This is a genomic window from Bradyrhizobium sp. SPXBL-04 (genome assembly GCF_051853035.1).
GTDB classification, from domain to species: domain Bacteria; phylum Pseudomonadota; class Alphaproteobacteria; order Rhizobiales; family Xanthobacteraceae; genus Bradyrhizobium; species Bradyrhizobium zhanjiangense.
In genome coordinates, this window is record NZ_CP182472.1 from 3,157,053 (window position 1) to 3,174,531 (window position 17,479).

Here is a 17,479-nt window from a genome sequence, read left to right on the forward strand (position 1 = left end):
GGCTGAGGACCGATCCCAAAACCGCTTACACTTTGGCGGATCATGCGCTACGGCAGGACCGGGCCTTCAGAAAATCGGGCAGGTAGGTGGAATGTTGCTGGTGACCGGCGGGGCCGGTTTTATCGGATCGAATGTCGTCGCCGCGCTCAACGAGGCCGGCCGCAGCGACGTCGTGGTCTGCGATCTCCTCGGCGCTGACGGCAAATGGCGCAACCTCGCCAAGCGGCAGCTTGTGGATATCGTCCCGCCGGCCGAACTGATCGACTGGCTGGAGGGCCGCAAGCTCGACGCCATGATCCATCTCGGGGCGATTTCCGAGACCACCGCCACCGACGGCGATCTCGTGATCGAGACCAATTTCCGCCTGTCGATGCGCCTCTTGGACTGGTGCACGGCGAATGTGGTGCCGTTCATCTATGCCTCGTCGGCGGCGACCTATGGCGATGGTGCGGACGGCTTTGACGACGACGCCTCGCTGCCGGCGCTGAAAAAACTACGGCCGATGAATCTGTACGGCTGGAGCAAGCACCTGTTCGACCTCACTGTTGCCCTGCGCGTCGCGAACGGCGATCGGCTGCCGCCGCAATGGGCGGGCCTGAAATTCTTCAACGTGTTCGGCCCCAACGAATACCACAAGGGCTCGATGATGAGCGTGCTGGCGCGCCGCTTCGACGACGTGAAAGCGGGCCGCGTCGTGCAGCTGTTCAAGTCGCATCGTGAAGGCATCGAAGACGGCGACCAGCGCCGCGATTTCATCTATGTCGACGACGTCGTGCGCGTCCTCATGTGGCTGCTGGCGACGCCGTCGGTCTCCGGCCTGTTCAATGTCGGGACCGGCAAGGCACGCAGCTTCAAGGACCTGATGCTGGCAGCCTATGCCGCGCTCGGCAAAAGGCCCAATATCGAATACATCGACATGCCCGAGGCGATCCGGGGCAGCTATCAATACTTCACCCAGAGCAAGGTCGATCGTCTCCACCGCGCCGGCTACAACGGTGGCTTCACGACGCTCGAAGACGCGGTCAAGGCCTATGTCGGGGATTATCTCGACCGGCCCGACCGCTTCCGCTGAGGCGCCCTCGATCATGCCGACACCCATTCCCGATTTCGATGCCCTCGCACAAGCCATCAGCGGCCGCACGGTGCTGTGCATCGGCGACATCATGCTGGACGAGTTCGTCTATGGCGAGGTGTCGCGGATCTCGCCGGAAGCGCCCGCGCCGGTGATCTCGGCACAGCGCAGCGAGATCCATATCGGCGGCGCCGGCAACGTCGCGCGCAATATCGCCTCCCTCGGCGCGCGCTGCATCTTCGTCGGCCTCGTCGGCGAGGACGATGCGGGCAGGCGGCTCGCCTCCGCGCTGGCGGAGTACGCCGGCATCGACAGCGTTCTGGTGAGCGACTCCTCGCGCCCGACCACGCGAAAAGTCCGCTTCGTCTCCGAGCATTTTTCCACGCACATGCTGCGTGCGGATTGGGAGCAGGCGGGGCCTGCCTCCGATGCCACCGAGACGAAGCTGATCGAGGCGATCCTGCCGCAGATCGCGCGCGCCGACATCGTGCTGCTGTCCGACTACGCCAAGGGCGTGCTGACCGCACGCGTGATCCGCCACACCATCGACGCCGCGCGAACGCTCGGCAAGCCCGTCATCGTCGATCCCAAGAGCCTGAACTGGGCGATCTATCGCGGCGCGACGCTGCTCACGCCCAACCGCAAGGAATTTTCGGAAGCGACGCGGAGCCGCGCCGACACCACGCAGAGCATCGTCGATGCCAGCGAGGACGTGATGCGGCTCGCCGATTGCGAGGCGATCCTCGTCACGCTGGGCGAGCACGGCATGACGCTGGTGCCGCGCAGCGGCGAGGCCGTCCATGTTCCGGCTTTCCCGGTGAAGGTGCGCGACGTCTCCGGCGCCGGCGACACCGTCGCCGCCGCGCTTGCGGTGTCGCTCGCAACGGGCGCGGACTGGGACGCGGCGCTGCGCATGGCCAATGCCGCCGCCGCCGTCGCCGTCGGCAAGCAGGGCACCGCCACCGTGAGCGCGGCCGAGCTGCGGCGAAAGATCCTGCCGCACGCCTATCTCGCCGCCGAGGAGAAGATCGTGCTCGAGCCAGGCGTGCTGGACGCGCAACTCGCCGAATGGAAGAGACAAGGCCAGCGCGTCGGCTTCACCAATGGCTGCTTCGACATCCTCCATCCTGGCCACGTCAAGGTGCTGACCGCGGCGCGCGCCGCCTGTGACCGCCTGATCGTGGGTCTCAACAGCGACGCCTCGGTGCGGCGGCTGAAGGGCGCCGATCGCCCTGTCCAGGACGAGCGCGCGCGTGCCGAGGTGCTCGCTGCGCTGGAGGCCGTCGATCTCGTCGTCATCTTCGAGGAGGACACGCCGATCGACCTGATCACCAAGATCAAGCCCGGCGTGCTGGTCAAGGGCGGCGACTATTCCCGCGAGCAGGTCGTCGGCCACGAGGTCGTCGAGGCCGCAGGCGGGACGGTCGTGCTGGTCGATATCCTTCAGGGCTTCAGCACCACGGCGCTGGTGCATCGCGCGCGGGGAGGGAACAAGTGACGGCGCTCGCCCGCGAGACGGCGGGCCAGATGCTCGGGCGGCGCCTGCGCAGCCCGACGGCCTGGCGCGAGACGGTTGACATTTTCGCGGTGCTGACCGCGGCTTCGCTGCCATGGTCGACCTCGCTTGCGGGGATCTTCAACGCCCTGATGCTGCTCTGCATGGTGCCGTTCCTCGACCTCCGCGCGTTCCTGCAATCGCTGAAGCGTCCGATCTGCGCGGCGCCGATCGCACTGGTCGTTCTCGCGCTACTCGGGACGCTATGGTCGGATGCGACCTGGGGCGCGCGCCTGTATGCGGTCAATCCGACCGTCAAGCTGCTCGTGCTGCCCGTCCTGCTCTACCATTTCGAGCGCTCGCAGCGCGGGCATTGGGTGCTCGTTGCCTTCTTGGTGTCCTGTGCGCTGTTGTCGGTGATGTCGTGGCTAGTCGCCTTCTATCCCAACCTCGCGCTCAAGACCGATGCGCCCGAACGCGGCATCTTCGTCAAGAACTACATCGACCAGAGCCAGGAATTCACGCTTTGTGCGGTCGCGCTCGCCTATCCGATCGTGATGCTGCTGCGTGAGAAGCGTTACTGGCTCGCCGGGCTGCTCACGGCGCTAGCGCTGAGCTTCTTCGTCAACATGGCCTTCGTGGTGGTATCGCGCACGGCGCTCGTCACCATTCCGATCATGTTCGGCGTGTTCGCGCTGCTTCATCTCAAATGGCGCAGCATTGCGATCGTCGCCGCCGTGCTGATCGCCGGCGTCGTTCTCGCCTGGCAGGTCTCGCCACATTTGCGCCAGACCGCTGAGAGGTTTACCGACGACTATACGCTCTATGTGGAAAGGGGCGAGCCGACCTCTCTGGGCCTGAGGCTCGAATTCTGGCGGAAATCGCTCGGCTTCTTCGCGGAGGCACCGGTCGTGGGGCACGGCACGGGCTCGACGCGCGGATTGTTCGAGCGGGTCGCGACACCCAGTGGCCAGTACCAGGCGTCCGCCGAAGTGATCGGTAATCCGCATAACCAGACGCTGAACGTCGCCGTGCAATGGGGCGCCATCGGTATCGCCGTTCTCTTCGCGATCTGGATCCTGCACCTGCTGTTGTTTCGCGGCGACGGGTTCGCCAACTGGATCGGACTCCTGGTGGTGGTGCAGAACGTCTTCACCTCTCTGTTCAATTCCCACCTGTTCGACTTTCACGAGGGCTGGATGTACGTCATCGGCGTCGGCGTTGCCGGCGGCATGGTGATCCGGGCCCAATGGGGCGAGGCGAAGCCGGAAGAGGACGGTTCCTGAAGGGCCCTAGCCGCTGGCAGGCCTCGACTGGCGAGCCTCACCTCGTAAGCCTTCTCTGGCATGTCCTGCCGAGATGGGTTATCAGCGCGGGCAGGTTGCATCTAACTGGGTTTTCATCGGTCGGCGGATGACGCGTCTTTCGCATCTCACTTTGCGCAATTTCCTGATCGCGCTCCACGACTTACTGGCGACCACGGCGGCGCTTTTCGCCGCCTTCTATCTGCGATTCGAGGGTGGCGAAGGCTTCTTCGAACGCTTGCCGCTGCTGTTCCAGATTCTGCCCTATTTTCTTGCCTTCAGCGTGGTCGTGTTCTTCGTCTTGAACCTGACCACGACGAAATGGCGCTTCATCTCGCTGCCGGACGCGCTGAACATCATTCGCGCGGCGACCGTGCTGACGGTTGCCCTGCTCGTGCTCGACTACATCTTCGTCGCCCCCAACGTTCGCGGCGCCTTCTTCCTCGGCAAGGTGACGATCGTCCTCTACTGGTTCCTGGAGATTGCCTTCCTCAGCGCGCTGCGCATGGCTTATCGCTATTTCCGCTATACGCGGGTGCGGCGTCATGCGAGGTCCGATGATGCCGCGCCGACGCTGCTGATCGGCCGCGCCGCGGATGCGGAGGTGCTGCTGCGCGGCATCGAAAGCGGAGCGATCAAGCGCATCTGGCCGGTTGGCGCATTGTCGCCGTCACTTGCGGATCGGGGCCAGTTTATCCGCAATCTGCCGGTGCTGGGCGGCATCGACGATTTCGAGGACGTCATCGCGGATTTCGCCAAGCGTAACAAGCCGATCGCCCGCCTCGTGATGACGCCGTCGGCGTTCGAGCCGGACGCGCATCCGGAATCGATCCTGATGCGGGCGCGCAAGTTGGGTGTGATCGTCAACCGCATGCCCTCGCTCGAGAGTGGCGACACGCCGCGGCTTACGGCTGTCGCGGTCGAAGACCTCCTGCTGCGGCCGAGCGAGAAGATCGACTATCTGCGCCTCGAAACCCTGATCAGGGGCAAGGCGGTGATCGTCACCGGCGGCGGCGGCTCGATCGGCTCCGAGATCTGCGAGCGCGTCGTCGCCTTCGGCGCCGCGCGTCTTCTGATCGTGGAAAATTCCGAGCCGGCGCTCTACGCGGTCACCGAAGCGCTCGCCGCGCATGCGGCGGCCCAGATTGAAGGGCGGATCGCCGACATTCGCGACCGCGAGCGCATCATGCGCCTGATGGCGGAGTTCAAGCCGGACATGGTCTTCCATGCCGCGGCGCTCAAGCACGTGCCGATTCTCGAGCGCGACTGGAGCGAGGGCGTCAAGACCAACATTTTCGGCTCCATGAATGTAGCCGACGCAGCGCTCGCCGCCGGCGCGGAAGCCATGGTGATGATCTCGACCGACAAGGCGATCGAGCCGGTGTCGATGCTCGGCCTGACCAAGCGTTTCGCCGAGATGTACTGCCAGGCGCTCGACCGTGATCTTGCGGCAGCGAGCGGCGGTGCCAAGCCGCCAATGCGGCTGATATCGGTCCGGTTCGGCAATGTGCTGGCCTCGAACGGCTCGGTGGTGCCGAAATTCAAGGCCCAGATCGAGGCTGGCGGCCCCGTGACCGTGACGCATCCCGACATGGTCCGCTATTTCATGACCATCCGCGAGGCCTGCGATCTCGTCATCACGGCGGCGACCCACGCGCTCGGAGCGCAGCATTCGGACGTCTCGGTCTACGTGCTCAACATGGGCCAGCCGGTGAAGATCGTCGATCTCGCCGAGCGCATGATCCGGCTCTCCGGGCTTCAGCCGGGCTACGACATCGATATCGTGTTCACGGGCATGCGGCCGGGCGAGCGCCTGCACGAGATCCTGTTTGCCTCCGAGGAGCCGACCCGCGAGATCGGCGTCCCCGGCATCATGGCCGCGCAGCCGAACGAGCCGCCGATGCAGACGCTGCGCAAATGGATTGCGGCGCTCGAGCAGGCGATCGCGCGCGACGATCGCGCCACCATCAGGACCATCCTGAAGGATGCGGTCCCCGAATTCGGGTCGACCGCGGCCTGACCATGCAGCCTCGAGGCAAGATCGTCGTCGCCTGTGCCGCTCTGGTCGACGGATTGTTGCGCAACGCTGTTCCGGCGGGGCAATGATGAGCGAGATAAAGCCGGTCGCGCTGGTGACGGGGGCGAGCGGCTTCCTTGGCCGCCATATCGTGCCTGCGCTGACGCGGGCGGGATGGTCGGTCCGGCGCGCGGTGCGCAGCCCGGAAGGCACCGACGACGAGGTCGTGATCAAATCGATCGGCCCGGAAACCGACTGGCAGGCCGCACTCGAAGGCGTCGACGCCGTCGTCCATCTCGCCGCGCGCGTGCATTACAAGAACGAGGAGCACGCGGTCCAGCTCTACCGCGACGTCAATGTCGACGGCACACTGCATTTGGTGCGCTCCGCAGCGATGGCCGGCGTGCGCCAGTTCATCTTCATCAGCACCGTTCTCGTTCACGGCCGCAGCAATGACGGCCGTGCGCCGTTCAGCGAGAGCGATGTCCCGACGCCGCGCGGCCTCTATGGCACATCCAAGGCTGAGGCCGAGGCAGGCTTGAGGACGCTGGCGCGCGACAGCGACATGAAAATCTCGGTGATCAGGCCGCCTCTGATCTATGGCGCGGGCGCCAAGGGCAATTTCGCGCTGCTGACGCGCGCGGTCAGGCGGGGACTGCCGCTGCCCTTTGCGGCGATCCGCAACCGCCGCAACTTTCTTTCCGTGCAGAACCTGTCGTCGTTCATCCTGCACCGGCTCGTCCATTCCGACCCGGCGAGCAATTTCGAGATCTTCCTGCTGGCCGATCGCGAGCGGGTTTCGACGCCTGAATTCATCGCGTGTCTGGCGAGAGCCTCCGGCAAGAGCGCCCGGCTGTTCGGCATACCGCCAAAGCTGCTCAGTGCGGCCCTCCGCGTCATGGGCCGTCAGGATATGCAAGACGGCCTGATCGGCTCGCTCGAGCTCGACATCTCGAAGGCGATCGCAACCGGCTGGCAGCCGCAGGTCACCCTCGAGGAGGGCTTGCGCCTGGCAGTGTCGGATCAGGAGCCCTGAGGCCGGGAGAAGCGGCGCAGCACGAATGCGACCGCGAGCGCGCCGGCAACAAGCGCGACCACGGTGATCGCCACCGCGGCGGCGCGGATGGTGAGGATGGCAAGCCCGGCGAGCACGAGGTTGAGCAGGAAGACCTCGCCGATCACCTGCGGCACCGTGAAGCCGTTGTCGGTGGCGCGCTGGTAGAAATGCGAGCGGTGCGCCGACCAGAACGGCTCGCGCCGCGCGATTCGTCGAAACAGCGTGATGGTGGAATCGGCGAGATAGTAGGCGGGCAACAGCAGCGCCGCGGCCGGCTGCCCGCGAAAGGCGAGCTCCAGCAGGCACCAGCCGAGCAAAAGGCCGATCGGCAGGCTGCCGACATCGCCCAGGAAGACTTTTGCGACCGGGCGGTTGAACGGCGCGAAGCCGAGCATGGCGCCGCACAGCGCCGTCGCGATCAGCGCGGCCGGCCACGGCAGCTCGCCGAGCCATCCCAGCAGCAGCAGCGCCGCGGTGACCGGCACCACTTCCGCTGCCGTCATCAGGTCGAGCCCGTCCATGAAGTTGACGAGGTTCACGAACCAGACTCCCGCGAGCAGGATGAGACCGCGCTCCAGTGCAAGCGGCAGCGCCGGAACGATGCGCGCAGTCTCAGGCGCAGTGAATACCACGGCGCCGACGGCTGCCGCCTGCAGCACCAGCCGCAACAGCACCGGCAGCGACACGATGTCGTCGGCAAATCCGACCAGCGCGATCAAGACCGTCGCACCAACCAGCGCCGGCGGTATCGCGACGTTCGCGACAATCGCAAAGAGCGAGGCGACGATCAGCGTCGCGGCGATCACGGCGATGCCCGCACCCTGCGGGGTCGGGATGCGATGCGAGGACCGCGCGTTCGGCCGCGCCAGTGCGTAGCGCTGGAGCAGGGGACGGCTGGTCCAGGTGATGAGCGCCGACATCAGCGCGGCGATTGCGACGGCAAGCAGCGATGGCATGGCGGCGAGGGCGTCGGCGGGCGGGCTCACTCGGGCACCCCGATCGGCGCCGATCCTTGCGCGGCTTTCTCCGCGCTGAGGATCCAGACCAGGCCGCCGATCGCCCCGACGATGAAGAACACCGCGCCGAACAGCAGCGAGACGTTGACGCCCTCGTTTGCGGCGAGTCCGGCGAAGCCGAACGCGAGGCCCATCGTGGCTTCACGCACGCCCCAGCCCGCGATCGAGATCGGCATCATGGTGATCAGCATCACCGGCGGGACGAGCAGGAAGATCTGACCGAAGCTGATCGGTGCCGCGATCGACTGCACCACGCACCAGGCGATGACGACGGCGAGCACGTGAACGAGAATCGACAGGATCGCGACGATCGGTCCGCGGCTGCGGTTGAAGATCACGCGATTGGCGACCACGGCACAGGCGTGGATGTGATGCGTGGCCCACCAGGTCTTCAGCCAGCGCCATTTCAAGGCGCCGAAGGCCAGAAAGCCGAGGCCGCCCGCCAGCGCCGCGAAGTCGAGGAGCAGCAGCGCCGAGCGCCCGTTCGGATCGGTGATGAGGGTGTAGCTCCAGGGCAGGCTCGCGACGATGAGAACCGCGAGCGCAATCAAGCCGATCGCGCGATCGACGAAGATCGAGTAGGTCGCCGCGCGCCAGCCGGCACCGGCACGCGCGACCAGCCACAGCCGGACCGCATCGCCGCCGATCGCCGACGGTAGGGTCTGGTTGAAGAAGGCGCCGATCACGTTGTAGCGCATGGCCCGGCTGAGCTCGAGCGGCGCGCCGCATTCGGCGCTGATCTCGCGCCAGCGCAGCACGCCGACGAAGATTTGCAGGAACGTGACCGCGATCGCCACGCCGATCCAGAACAGGCTGGTCACCGTGAAGCGCGAGAACAGTTCGGACAAGTCCACCTTGCGCAGCGCCAGATAGAGCAGCGCCGCGGAAATCAGGATCTTGGACGCAGAAAGCAGGATTCGGCGCATCTCGCCCGCTTGAACAGGGTTTGCGAAGATTGGAGGCAACCCGACGCGAGGCGCCGAATTCGGCAGCTTTGGTATGGTCTTGGCGCCAATCTTGCAATAGGCGTGTGTAGTCAGCCGCGTGTAAGCCGTGCAGTGGCGTCTTGAAGGGCCCTCATGAGGAGCGGCAGGCCTATTGCGGCCTCCACGATGCGGCGGCTAAACAGGTTCTGCGGGCAAGGGATCTCTGGGGAACAGGATGACGGATCAGGCGATTTTGGTCACGGGCGCTGCCGGCTTCATCGGCTTTCACGTCGCCCGGCAGCTCCTGGCCGAAGGCCGGTCCGTCGTCGGGCTCGACAATCTCAACAGCTATTACGATCCCGCGCTGAAGCGAGCACGCCTTGCACTGCTCAAGACCGAGTCCGGCTTCTCCTTCGTCGAGGCCGATCTCGCCGACCGCGAAACGATCGCAGCGCTATTTGCGCGACATCAATTTGCCAAGGTCGTGCATCTCGCGGCCCAGGCGGGCGTGCGCTACTCGATCGAGCAGCCGCACGCCTACGCCGATTCCAATCTCCAGGGCTTTCTCAACGTGCTCGAAGGCTGCCGCAACAATGGCTGTCGTCACCTCGTCTACGCCTCGTCATCCTCCGTTTATGGCGCCAATACAAAAATGCCATTTGCCGTGCAGGATCGCACCGACCATCCCGTGAGCTTCTACGCCGCGACCAAGAAGGCGAATGAATTGATGGCGCAGTCCTACAGCCATCTCTACCGGCTGCCGGTCACGGGCCTGCGCTTCTTTACCATTTACGGCCCGTGGGGACGGCCTGATATGGCCATGTTCCTCTTTGTAGATGCCATCATGGCGGGCAGGCCGATCCGGCTTTTTAACCATGGCAGGATGCGCCGCGACTTCACCTATATTGATGACGTGACGCGTGTAGTATCCAAGCTGATCGATCTTGTGCCTGCGGACGATCCGGCTGCCGCAAATGCGCCGTCAAAGCTCTACAACGTCGGCAATCACCATCCGGAGGAACTGATGCACGTCGTCGGTCTTCTGGAGCGGGAACTGGGCCGGACGGCGATCAAAGAATTGCTGCCGATGCAGCCGGGAGATGTGCTGGAAACGTTCGCGGATGTCGAGGACCTGATGCGCGACACCGGCTTTGCGCCGTCAACGCCGATCGAGCATGGGGTCCGTAACTTTGTCACCTGGTATCGGGACTATTTCAAGGTTTGAGATGACGATGGACAAACGCATAATCCCCCTGATCATGTGCGGCGGTGCCGGCACGCGGCTGTGGCCGGCTTCGCGCGAGGTGCGGCCCAAGCAATTCCTGCCGCTGTTCGGCACCCGCTCGACTTTCCAGGACACGCTGCTACGCGTCTCCGATCCCGCGCTGTTCGATCGGCCGATGGTTATCACCAATGCGGCGTATCGCTTCATGGTGCTGGAGCAGCTCGCCGAGATCGGGATCGAGGCCGATGTGATCCTCGAGCCGATGCGGCGCGATTCCGGACCTGCGATCGCCGCGGGCGCGGTGTTCGCGCAGAACCGCGCCAATGAAGCGATCGTGCTCGCGCTCGCCGCCGACCACGTGGTGCGGGACAATGCTGCCTTCGTTGCCGCGTGCCGCGAAGGCCTTGCGGCCGCGAATGCCGGGCGCATCGTCACCTTCGGCGTCAAGCCGGAGCGGCCGGCGACCGAATACGGCTATATCAATCCGGGCGAGGTGATCACTGGCGAGGTGCTCGCGGTCGCGCGCTTCGTCGAGAAGCCGGATGCCGTGAAGGCATCGGACTACGTCAATTCCGGCTATCTCTGGAACAGCGGCAACTTCATGTTCCCGGCCGCCGTGCTGCTCGACGAGTATCGCAGGGTGGATGCGGCGAGCATCGAGGCTGTCACGAGCGCCGTCACCAACGCCGGCCGCGATCTCGGCTTCGTCACGCTGGAGCCTCAGGCGTTCGGCGCGGCGAAGGCGATCTCGATCGACTATGCGGTGATGGAAAAGACCTCGCGCGCCGCCGTCGTGCCGGTGTCGTGCGGCTGGTCCGACGTCGGCTCCTGGCACGCGGTGTGGGAGCTCTCGGCGAAGGACGCGCTGGGCAACGCCGCGCACGGCACCGCCGTGTTCGAAGACTCCCGCAACTGCAACGTCACCACCGATTCCGCGCTGGTCGCGCTCGAAGGCGTCGACGATCTCGTGGTGGTCGCGACTGCGGACGCGGTGCTGGTCTCGCGCCAGAAGGATGCCAACGGTCTGAAGCGCCTCGTGACCAAGCTCAAGGCGGTGGCGCCGAAGGTCACCGAGGAGCATCTTAAAGTGCACCGGCCCTGGGGCAGCTATCAGTCCGTCGACAATGGCGAGCGGCATCAGGTCAAGCGCATCGTGGTGAAGCCGGGCGGCCGGCTATCGCTGCAGAAGCATCACCATCGTGCCGAGCACTGGATCGTGGTGCGAGGCACGGCACAGGTGACTGTCAACGACACCGTGAAAGCGGTGCATGAGAACGAGTCGGTCTACATTCCGATGGGCGCCGTTCACCGGATGGAGAACCCCGGTAAAATCATGCTGGAGCTGATCGAGGTCCAGACTGGAAGCTATCTCGGGGAAGACGACATCATCCGGATTGAAGACGACTATCAAAGGTCGTAACCAGCAAACTCCGAATCACGCGACCCGGGCCGAAAGAACGGTATCGCTTCCCGCTTAAGGCCCGGGGAACGTGTAACTTTTTGAATCAAATCGTGTCCGGACCGCTAGCGCGTCATTCGCCACAAATGTGGCGCCCGTGCTAGAAGCGGCGCCGGGATTTGGGTTGAATCGGGGTTCCAGCAGATGAGTTCCAAAGGATCTGCACCGGCCAAGGCCGGCCTGCGCGTCGGCGTCATTGGCGCGGGCGTGATGGGCAGCAACCACGCGCGCGTGCTCGCGGGTCTTCCCGGCGTCAGCCTGGTCGGCATCGTCGATCCTTCGCCGACGCACCGGACCCGTACCACCGAGCTTGCGAGCTGCCAGGGTTTTGAGACGCTCGACCAGCTCTTCGCCGAGGGCGTCGATGCCGTCACCATCGCGGCGCCCACCCATCTGCATCACGAGGTCGCGCTCGCCTGCATCGCCAAGAACATCCACGTCCTGGTCGAGAAGCCGATCGCATCCACGGTCGAAGAGGGCCGCGAGATCGTCGCCGCCGCGCGAAAGGCCGGCGTTACGCTGATGATCGGTCATGTCGAGCGTTTCAATCCGGCGGTCGCCGCGGTCAAGCAGGCGATCGCGGGCGAGGACATCCTGTCGATCGCGATCACCCGCGTCGGCCCGTTCCCGCCGCGCATGTCCAATGTCGGCGTCGTCATCGACCTCGCCGTGCACGACATCGATCTGATCCGCTGGTTCACCGAATCCGACATCGTCGAGGTGCAGCCGCAATTGTCGAGCGCGGTTGCCGAGCGCGAGGACATCGCGCTGTTGCAGTTCCGCACCGCCAACGGCGTGCTCGCCCATATCAACACCAACTGGCTGACGCCGTTCAAGGCGCGCAGCGTCACGGTCGCGACGCGCGACAAATACGTGATGGGCGATCTGTTGACGCGCCAGGTCACCGAATGCTTCGGCTTCAAGCCTGATGGCAGCTATTCGATGCGGCATCTGCCCGTCGGCCATGACGAGCCGCTGCGCGCCGAACTGATTGCGTTCTTGAAGGCCGTGGCTAACGGCGAGACGCCGGCGGTGACCGGCGATGAGGGCGTCGCCAGTCTCGAGATCGCCACGCAGTGCCTGGAGACGCCGTCGCGGCCCGCCGCGGCGGCGCCCGCCCGCAAGGGCCCGCGCCGAGTCGCCGGCTGATCCCTTTCCATGTCGGCTTCTCAAACTTCGCGAGAAAATCAGCAAAGTGCCATGAACCAGCATCTGCGTTCCGATCCCATTCCCTTCATCGATGTCGGTGCGCAGCGCCGCCGGCTCGGCGCCTCGCTCGATGCGGCCGTGAAGCGGGTTCTCGACCATTGCCAGTTCGTCAACGGCCCTGAGGTCTTCGAGCTGGAGAAGCAGCTTGCGGCCTACAGCGGCGCCAAGCACGTCATCGGCTGCGCCAGCGGCACCGATGCGATCCTGATGGTGATGATGGCGAAGAATGTCGGGCCTGGCGATGCCGTGCTGTGTCCGTCCTTCACCTTCATCGCCACGGCGTCGCCAGTGGCGCGGACCGGCGCGACGCCAGTCTATGTCGACGTGGACGAGACCACCTTCAACATGAGCCCGGAGTCGCTGAAGCGCGGCATCGCGATCGCCCGCAAGGCCGGGCTCAAGCCTGTCGCGGTCATTCCAGTCGACCTCTTCGGCCAGCCCGCCGATCACGACGCCATCGCCGAGATCGCCAGGGACGAGGGCCTGTTCGTGCTCGACGACGCCGCGCAAGGCTTTGGCGCGAGCTACAAAGGTCGCAAGCTCGGCACGCTCGGGCACGCCACCGCGACCAGCTTCTTTCCTGCTAAACCGCTCGGCTGCTTCGGCGACGGCGGCGCGATCTTCACCGACGACGACGAGCTCGCGGCCACGCTGCGCAGCATCCGCGTGCACGGGCAGGGCGTCGACAAATACGACAACGTTCGCCTCGGCCTGACCGGCCGCTCGACACCATGCAGGCCGCAATCCTGCTCGAGAAGCTGAAGATCTTTGACGACGAGATCGCCGCCCGCAACAAGGTCGCGGAACGCTACGCGCGTGGCCTGTCCAACGTCGTCACCGTGCCGCGTCTGTCGCCCGGCAACACATCGGTCTGGGCGCAGTACACCATCCGCTTGCCTGAAGGTACCGACCGCGACGGCTTTGCCGCCGCGCTGAAGGCGCAGGGCGTGCCGACCGCGATCTATTACGGCAAGTCGATGCATCAGCAGACCGCCTACAAGCAATATCCGGTCGCAGACGGCGGCTTGCCTGCTTGCGAGAGCCTGTCGGAGGACGTCATCAGCCTGCCGATGCACGCTTATTTGACCGAAGCCGACCAGGAGCGGGTCATCGCCGCCGTGTACGGCGCGCTTTCAAGCTGATTGCGCGGTGCTGGCTTGAGGTTAACCTCTCCCGCTTGCGAGAGAGGTCGCGCCGAAGGCGCGGGTGAGGGCTCTCTCCTCTTGGGGAGCCTTTTTTATGGAAGCAGCCCTCTCCCCAACCCTCCCCGCAAGCGGGGGAGGGGGCGCACCTTCGTCGCGGCGTGCACCTAGACCTAATCGCGCGATGCTCTACAAGTGACGCATGCTCGGACGCATCTTCACGGTTGGCGGATATACGCTGCTCTCGCGGGTGACGGGATTTGCCCGAGACATCATGCTTGCGGCGATTCTCGGCGCCGGCCCGGTGGCCGACGCCTTCTTCGTGGCGCTGCGGCTGCCCAATCATTTCCGCGCGATCTTCGCCGAGGGCGCCTTCAACGCGGCCTGGGTGCCGGCCTATGCGCATGTCCATGGCGAGAAGGGGGAGGGAGCGGCAAGCCTGTTCGCCGATCGCATCTTCACGCTGCTGCTGGCCTCGCAAATCGTGCTGCTGATCGTCGCCTGGCTGTTCATGCCGCAGGCCATGAGCATTTTGGCGCCAGGCTTTTCCGAGGACGCCGAGCAACGCAAGCTCGCGATCGAGCTCACGCGAATCACCTTTCCTTATCTGCTGCTGATCACGCTGGTGACGCTCTATGGCGGCATGCTCAACGTGATGCAGCGCTTCGCCAGCGCCGCGGCCGCCTCGATCTTCCTCAACGTCGCGATGATGATGACGCTGGCGCTGGCCGTCTGGTTTCCAACCGCCGGCCACGCCGCGGCCTGGGGCGTGCTGATCTCCGGCTTCCTGCAATATTTCCTGCTCGCCGGCGATCTGGGGCGTCATGGCGGCCTGCCGCGCTTTGCGCCCTTGAGGCTCGATGAAGACGTCCGCGGCTTCTTCAAGGCGTTAGGGCCTGCGACGCTGGGCTCAATGGGGACACAGGTCGCGCTGTTCGCTGATACCATCATTGCGACGTTCCTGCCTGCCGGTGCGCTGTCGGCGCTCTATTACGCCGACCGCCTCAACCAGCTCCCGATCGGCGTGATCGGCATCGCCATCGGCACCGTGCTGTTGCCGGAAATGTCGCGGCGGATCACCGCCAACGACCACGACGGTGCGATGAAGGCGCAACGCCGTGCCTTCGATTTCACGTTGCTGTTCTCGGTGCCGTTCGTGGCGGCCTTCATCACCGTGCCCGAGGCGATCATGCGCGCGCTGTTCGCCCGCGGCGCGTTCTCGAAGGCCGATGCGGCCGCGGCAGGTGCAACGCTCGCCGCCTATGCCATCGGCCTGATCCCCTTCGTGCTGATCCGCAGCGCGGTCGCGACTTTCTATGCGCGCAAGGATACGGCAACGCCGGTCCGGGCATCGCTGACCGGCATCGCGGTCAACGTCGCCCTGAAAGTCGCGTTAATGGGATCGCTCGCCCAGATCGGCCTCGCGCTCGCAACAGCCGTTGGTGTCTGGACCAACCTCTTGCTGGTGCTCTTCTTCGCAGTGCGGCGAGGCTTTCTCGTGCCGGACCGCGGCTGGCTGATGTCGCTCGCCAAATTCCTGCTGACCGGATTGATCCTGTCTGCCGCCTTCTGGCTGATTGCGCACTTCAGCGCGGCCATTTTGGCCTCCATGCAGGCCTTCCGGGACGAAGTGACGCTGGCCCTCTTGGCCATCGGGGGCGCGATCGTCTATGCGCTCGCGATCCTCATCCTGTTCGGCCGCAACTGGCTGATCTCGCTGGTGCGAGGCTAGGCGTTACCCCGCCGTCACCGCGTCGTGCGGTGCCCCCGCCGGGGCCTTTCATGCGGTTCGCCGATCATGATACGATCTTTGCATATTCAGGTGCCGTCCTCAGGCAACAAAGCGATGAGGCAGTGACCATGACATTCCGCTCCCCCTGGCCCACCTCTCAAATTGATAAGTTCGCCACCAGCAATGCCGACCTGCTGATCCTGATCGGCCGCATCCTGCTTGCATGGGTCTTCGTTGGAAGCGCCTACGGAGCACTTACGAATTTCAGCGGCTCAGTGGGCTATTTTCGGTCGCTGAACCTTCCAATGCCCCAGCTGTTCACGGCAATAACCGTCCTGCTGGAAATACTGATATCGGTTTGTTTGATACTCGGCATTGGAACGCGCTACTGCGCAATTTTGGTTTTGCTATTTGTAGTCGCGGCTACTGCAATCGCACATCGTTACTGGGAATATCCCGCCGGTGCGCAACAGATTGGACAGTACAATAATTTCCTGAAAAACATTTCGATCCTGGGAGGCGCTCTGTTGATCTTGGTCACCGGAGGGGGACGGTTGTCGCTCGATCGGAGGCTGGCAGGCTAGCAGCGTTGTTCGTTTCTCAGCGTCAATAGCCAATAATTTTCCTGAACTGCCTGGAGGCGCAAGCATCGTCGCTCCCTCGCAGAGCTGAGAGAGTGCGGCCGCACGATGTGCGCGCTTTGGGTTCGTTCGCCCTTGCGTCATCAGGCTACGCGCAGCCCTGCCAGTTTGGCAGCTGCCAAGCCGCGCCTTAAGGCCACTGCCTTAAGCCCACTATTGCGTCACTTCGCCCTCAGCCTGAACGTAACCTCGAGCAGATGGCTGAGGAGTTTTGAGAGAGGCTTCAAGCGCTCGGCAGTGATTCCGAAGAAAAGCATCAGCCACGTCGCCAGTGCGGCACACCACAATAGACTTTCCAATGTTTCGGGCATGAGGACACCCCTTCAAAACAAGTACTTGAAATGCGAGCAGTCTTGCCGAACGAAACCCGCGTGGCAAGTCCTCCAATAAGTGGCAAGACGCGGAAATACTCGGAAGAGCGTTAGCTCGCCATGACATTCGCCAAAGCACTGCATCTGGGTGTGCGCCGGGGAAGCAAAACCAATCTGCTGCTGGTGCTCTTCTTGGCGATGCGGCCAGGCGAATTTTCAGAGACGAATGCGGAGCGAAGGGCTCGCGTCTAGGATGCAACCGACAGCGGCGCATCCCTTGATTTTACACGATCGTTGTGGTACGAGCGCCTCATGATCAAATCCGTGCGCACCGTCAACTTCATGCACATGACCCGCTTCGGCTGGGCCATGGGAGGAGTCGCGCGCTAGGAATTCGACGACGACATCTTTTCCACCAGGCCCCGCCGGCATCGGACGGGGCCTTTTCTTTGGCCACGCTCCCTGCCGGCCCAACAGCAGGAGCATCCGATGCCACCCCATCAGACGATCATCATATCCGAGGCCGAGCGCGATGCCGGGGCGCTCCGCCTCGACCTTCCCATTGCACTGGAAAAGGATACTGCTGGACCAGCGGCCAGTTCGGCGCAAAGCGTCTTAGGCCTGCTCAAGCAGTGTTGGCGAGCGTTTCAGCGGCGGCGCCAGCGCCAGGGCTTACGGGTCACTTTGCAGGAGCTCAGTGACAGGGAGCTGATGGACATCGGCTTGACGCGCGCTGAGATCGACTACATCACACCTCAACGAGCTATCGATACGGTGAGAGATAGCGCGACTCACCTATGGCGCCTTGGCGTGATGTAAGTGATCAACCGTCAGAAGCGGACACACGATTTGCGAACAAGCGGCAGTCGCCAC

13 protein-coding genes and 1 pseudogene are annotated in these 17,479 nt (G+C 64.3%); 12 read left to right on the forward strand and 2 right to left on the reverse strand.

Features of this window, described 5'->3' with window-relative positions:
* The first annotated feature begins 91 nt into the window (after window positions 1-91).
* The 5 genes from rfaD (at window position 92) to ACNJX8_RS14710 (ending at window position 6,924) form a co-directional block, all read left to right on the forward strand.
* Window positions 92-1,072 carry an ADP-glyceromanno-heptose 6-epimerase gene (gene rfaD / locus ACNJX8_RS14690; RefSeq protein ID WP_439361194.1) on the forward strand — a complete coding sequence of 327 codons (981 nt, stop codon included), beginning with the start codon at window positions 92-94 and terminating at the stop codon, window positions 1,070-1,072.
* 13 nt (window positions 1,073-1,085) lie between these two features.
* A complete protein-coding gene (gene rfaE1, locus ACNJX8_RS14695; protein WP_439361195.1) occupies window positions 1,086-2,570 on the forward strand; it encodes a D-glycero-beta-D-manno-heptose-7-phosphate kinase in 1,485 nt (494 codons plus the stop codon).
* Window positions 2,567-3,853, forward strand: a complete 1,287-nt coding sequence (locus ACNJX8_RS14700; RefSeq protein WP_439361196.1) for an O-antigen ligase family protein — start codon at window positions 2,567-2,569, stop codon at window positions 3,851-3,853. The genes rfaE1 and ACNJX8_RS14700 overlap by 4 nt, the downstream gene beginning before the upstream one ends.
* Window positions 3,854-3,980: 127 nt before the next feature.
* The gene (locus ACNJX8_RS14705; RefSeq protein ID WP_439361197.1) at window positions 3,981-5,891 is read left to right on the forward strand and encodes an SDR family NAD(P)-dependent oxidoreductase; all 1,911 of its coding nucleotides are present in this window, start codon (window positions 3,981-3,983) and stop codon (window positions 5,889-5,891) included.
* A gap of 85 nt (window positions 5,892-5,976) precedes the next feature.
* Entirely contained in the window at window positions 5,977-6,924 is a 948-nt protein-coding gene (locus ACNJX8_RS14710) for an NAD-dependent epimerase/dehydratase family protein (protein WP_439361912.1), read from the forward strand.
* Here ACNJX8_RS14710 and ACNJX8_RS14715 read toward each other — a convergent pair.
* Complete coding sequence (locus tag ACNJX8_RS14715; RefSeq protein WP_249756731.1) at window positions 6,912-7,931, reverse strand: MraY family glycosyltransferase; 1,020 nt, start codon at window positions 7,929-7,931, stop codon at window positions 6,912-6,914. The genes ACNJX8_RS14710 and ACNJX8_RS14715 overlap by 13 nt on opposite strands.
* Window positions 7,928-8,887, reverse strand: a complete 960-nt coding sequence (locus ACNJX8_RS14720) for a lysylphosphatidylglycerol synthase transmembrane domain-containing protein (RefSeq protein ID WP_439361198.1) — start codon at window positions 8,885-8,887, stop codon at window positions 7,928-7,930. The genes ACNJX8_RS14715 and ACNJX8_RS14720 overlap by 4 nt, the downstream gene beginning before the upstream one ends.
* Window positions 8,888-9,122: 235 nt before the next feature.
* On the opposite strand from ACNJX8_RS14720, the gene ACNJX8_RS14725 reads away from it, so the two are divergent.
* The 7 genes and pseudogenes from ACNJX8_RS14725 (at window position 9,123) to ACNJX8_RS14755 (ending at window position 17,425) form a co-directional block, all read left to right on the forward strand.
* Complete coding sequence (locus ACNJX8_RS14725; RefSeq protein ID WP_439361199.1) at window positions 9,123-10,112, forward strand: NAD-dependent epimerase; 990 nt, start codon at window positions 9,123-9,125, stop codon at window positions 10,110-10,112.
* A 7-nt stretch (window positions 10,113-10,119) separates the two neighbouring features.
* Complete coding sequence (locus tag ACNJX8_RS14730) at window positions 10,120-11,532, forward strand: mannose-1-phosphate guanylyltransferase/mannose-6-phosphate isomerase (protein ID WP_439361200.1); 1,413 nt, start codon at window positions 10,120-10,122, stop codon at window positions 11,530-11,532.
* A gap of 183 nt (window positions 11,533-11,715) precedes the next feature.
* The gene (locus tag ACNJX8_RS14735; RefSeq protein WP_249756727.1) at window positions 11,716-12,720 is read left to right on the forward strand and encodes a Gfo/Idh/MocA family protein; all 1,005 of its coding nucleotides are present in this window, start codon (window positions 11,716-11,718) and stop codon (window positions 12,718-12,720) included.
* A 51-nt stretch (window positions 12,721-12,771) separates the two neighbouring features.
* A pseudogene (locus ACNJX8_RS14740) lies at window positions 12,772-13,922 on the forward strand (DegT/DnrJ/EryC1/StrS family aminotransferase).
* 202 nt (window positions 13,923-14,124) lie between these two features.
* Window positions 14,125-15,654, forward strand: coding sequence for a murein biosynthesis integral membrane protein MurJ (gene murJ / locus ACNJX8_RS14745; RefSeq protein ID WP_439361202.1), 1,530 nt, complete (start codon window positions 14,125-14,127; stop codon window positions 15,652-15,654).
* Between the two features lie 50 nt (window positions 15,655-15,704).
* Window positions 15,705-16,238, forward strand: a complete 534-nt coding sequence (locus tag ACNJX8_RS14750; protein ID WP_439361203.1) for a DoxX family protein — start codon at window positions 15,705-15,707, stop codon at window positions 16,236-16,238.
* An 857-nt stretch (window positions 16,239-17,095) separates the two neighbouring features.
* On the forward strand, window positions 17,096-17,425 hold the full coding sequence (locus ACNJX8_RS14755; protein WP_439361204.1) for a DUF1127 domain-containing protein: 330 nt from the start codon (window positions 17,096-17,098) through the stop codon (window positions 17,423-17,425).
* Window positions 17,426-17,479: the final 54 nt, after the last annotated feature.

What these genes read in the sequence shown, in the direction of transcription:
- ACNJX8_RS14705 (WP_439361197.1), top strand. Translation starts at nt 3,981, where the DNA reads ATGACGCGTCTTTCGCATCTCACTTTGCGCAATTTCCTGATCGCGCTC.
- rfaE1 (WP_439361195.1), top strand. Translation starts at nt 1,086, where the DNA reads ATGCCGACACCCATTCCCGATTTCGATGCCCTCGCACAAGCCATCAGC.
- ACNJX8_RS14720 (WP_439361198.1), bottom strand. Translation starts at nt 8,887, where the DNA reads ATGCGCCGAATCCTGCTTTCTGCGTCCAAGATCCTGATTTCCGCGGCG.
- ACNJX8_RS14755 (WP_439361204.1), top strand. Translation starts at nt 17,096, where the DNA reads ATGCCACCCCATCAGACGATCATCATATCCGAGGCCGAGCGCGATGCC.
- rfaD (WP_439361194.1), top strand. Translation starts at nt 92, where the DNA reads ATGTTGCTGGTGACCGGCGGGGCCGGTTTTATCGGATCGAATGTCGTC.
- murJ (WP_439361202.1), top strand. Translation starts at nt 14,125, where the DNA reads ATGCTCGGACGCATCTTCACGGTTGGCGGATATACGCTGCTCTCGCGG.
- ACNJX8_RS14750 (WP_439361203.1), top strand. Translation starts at nt 15,705, where the DNA reads ATGCGGTTCGCCGATCATGATACGATCTTTGCATATTCAGGTGCCGTC.
- ACNJX8_RS14735 (WP_249756727.1), top strand. Translation starts at nt 11,716, where the DNA reads ATGAGTTCCAAAGGATCTGCACCGGCCAAGGCCGGCCTGCGCGTCGGC.
- ACNJX8_RS14730 (WP_439361200.1), top strand. Translation starts at nt 10,120, where the DNA reads ATGGACAAACGCATAATCCCCCTGATCATGTGCGGCGGTGCCGGCACG.
- ACNJX8_RS14725 (WP_439361199.1), top strand. Translation starts at nt 9,123, where the DNA reads ATGACGGATCAGGCGATTTTGGTCACGGGCGCTGCCGGCTTCATCGGC.
- ACNJX8_RS14710 (WP_439361912.1), top strand. Translation starts at nt 5,977, where the DNA reads ATGAGCGAGATAAAGCCGGTCGCGCTGGTGACGGGGGCGAGCGGCTTC.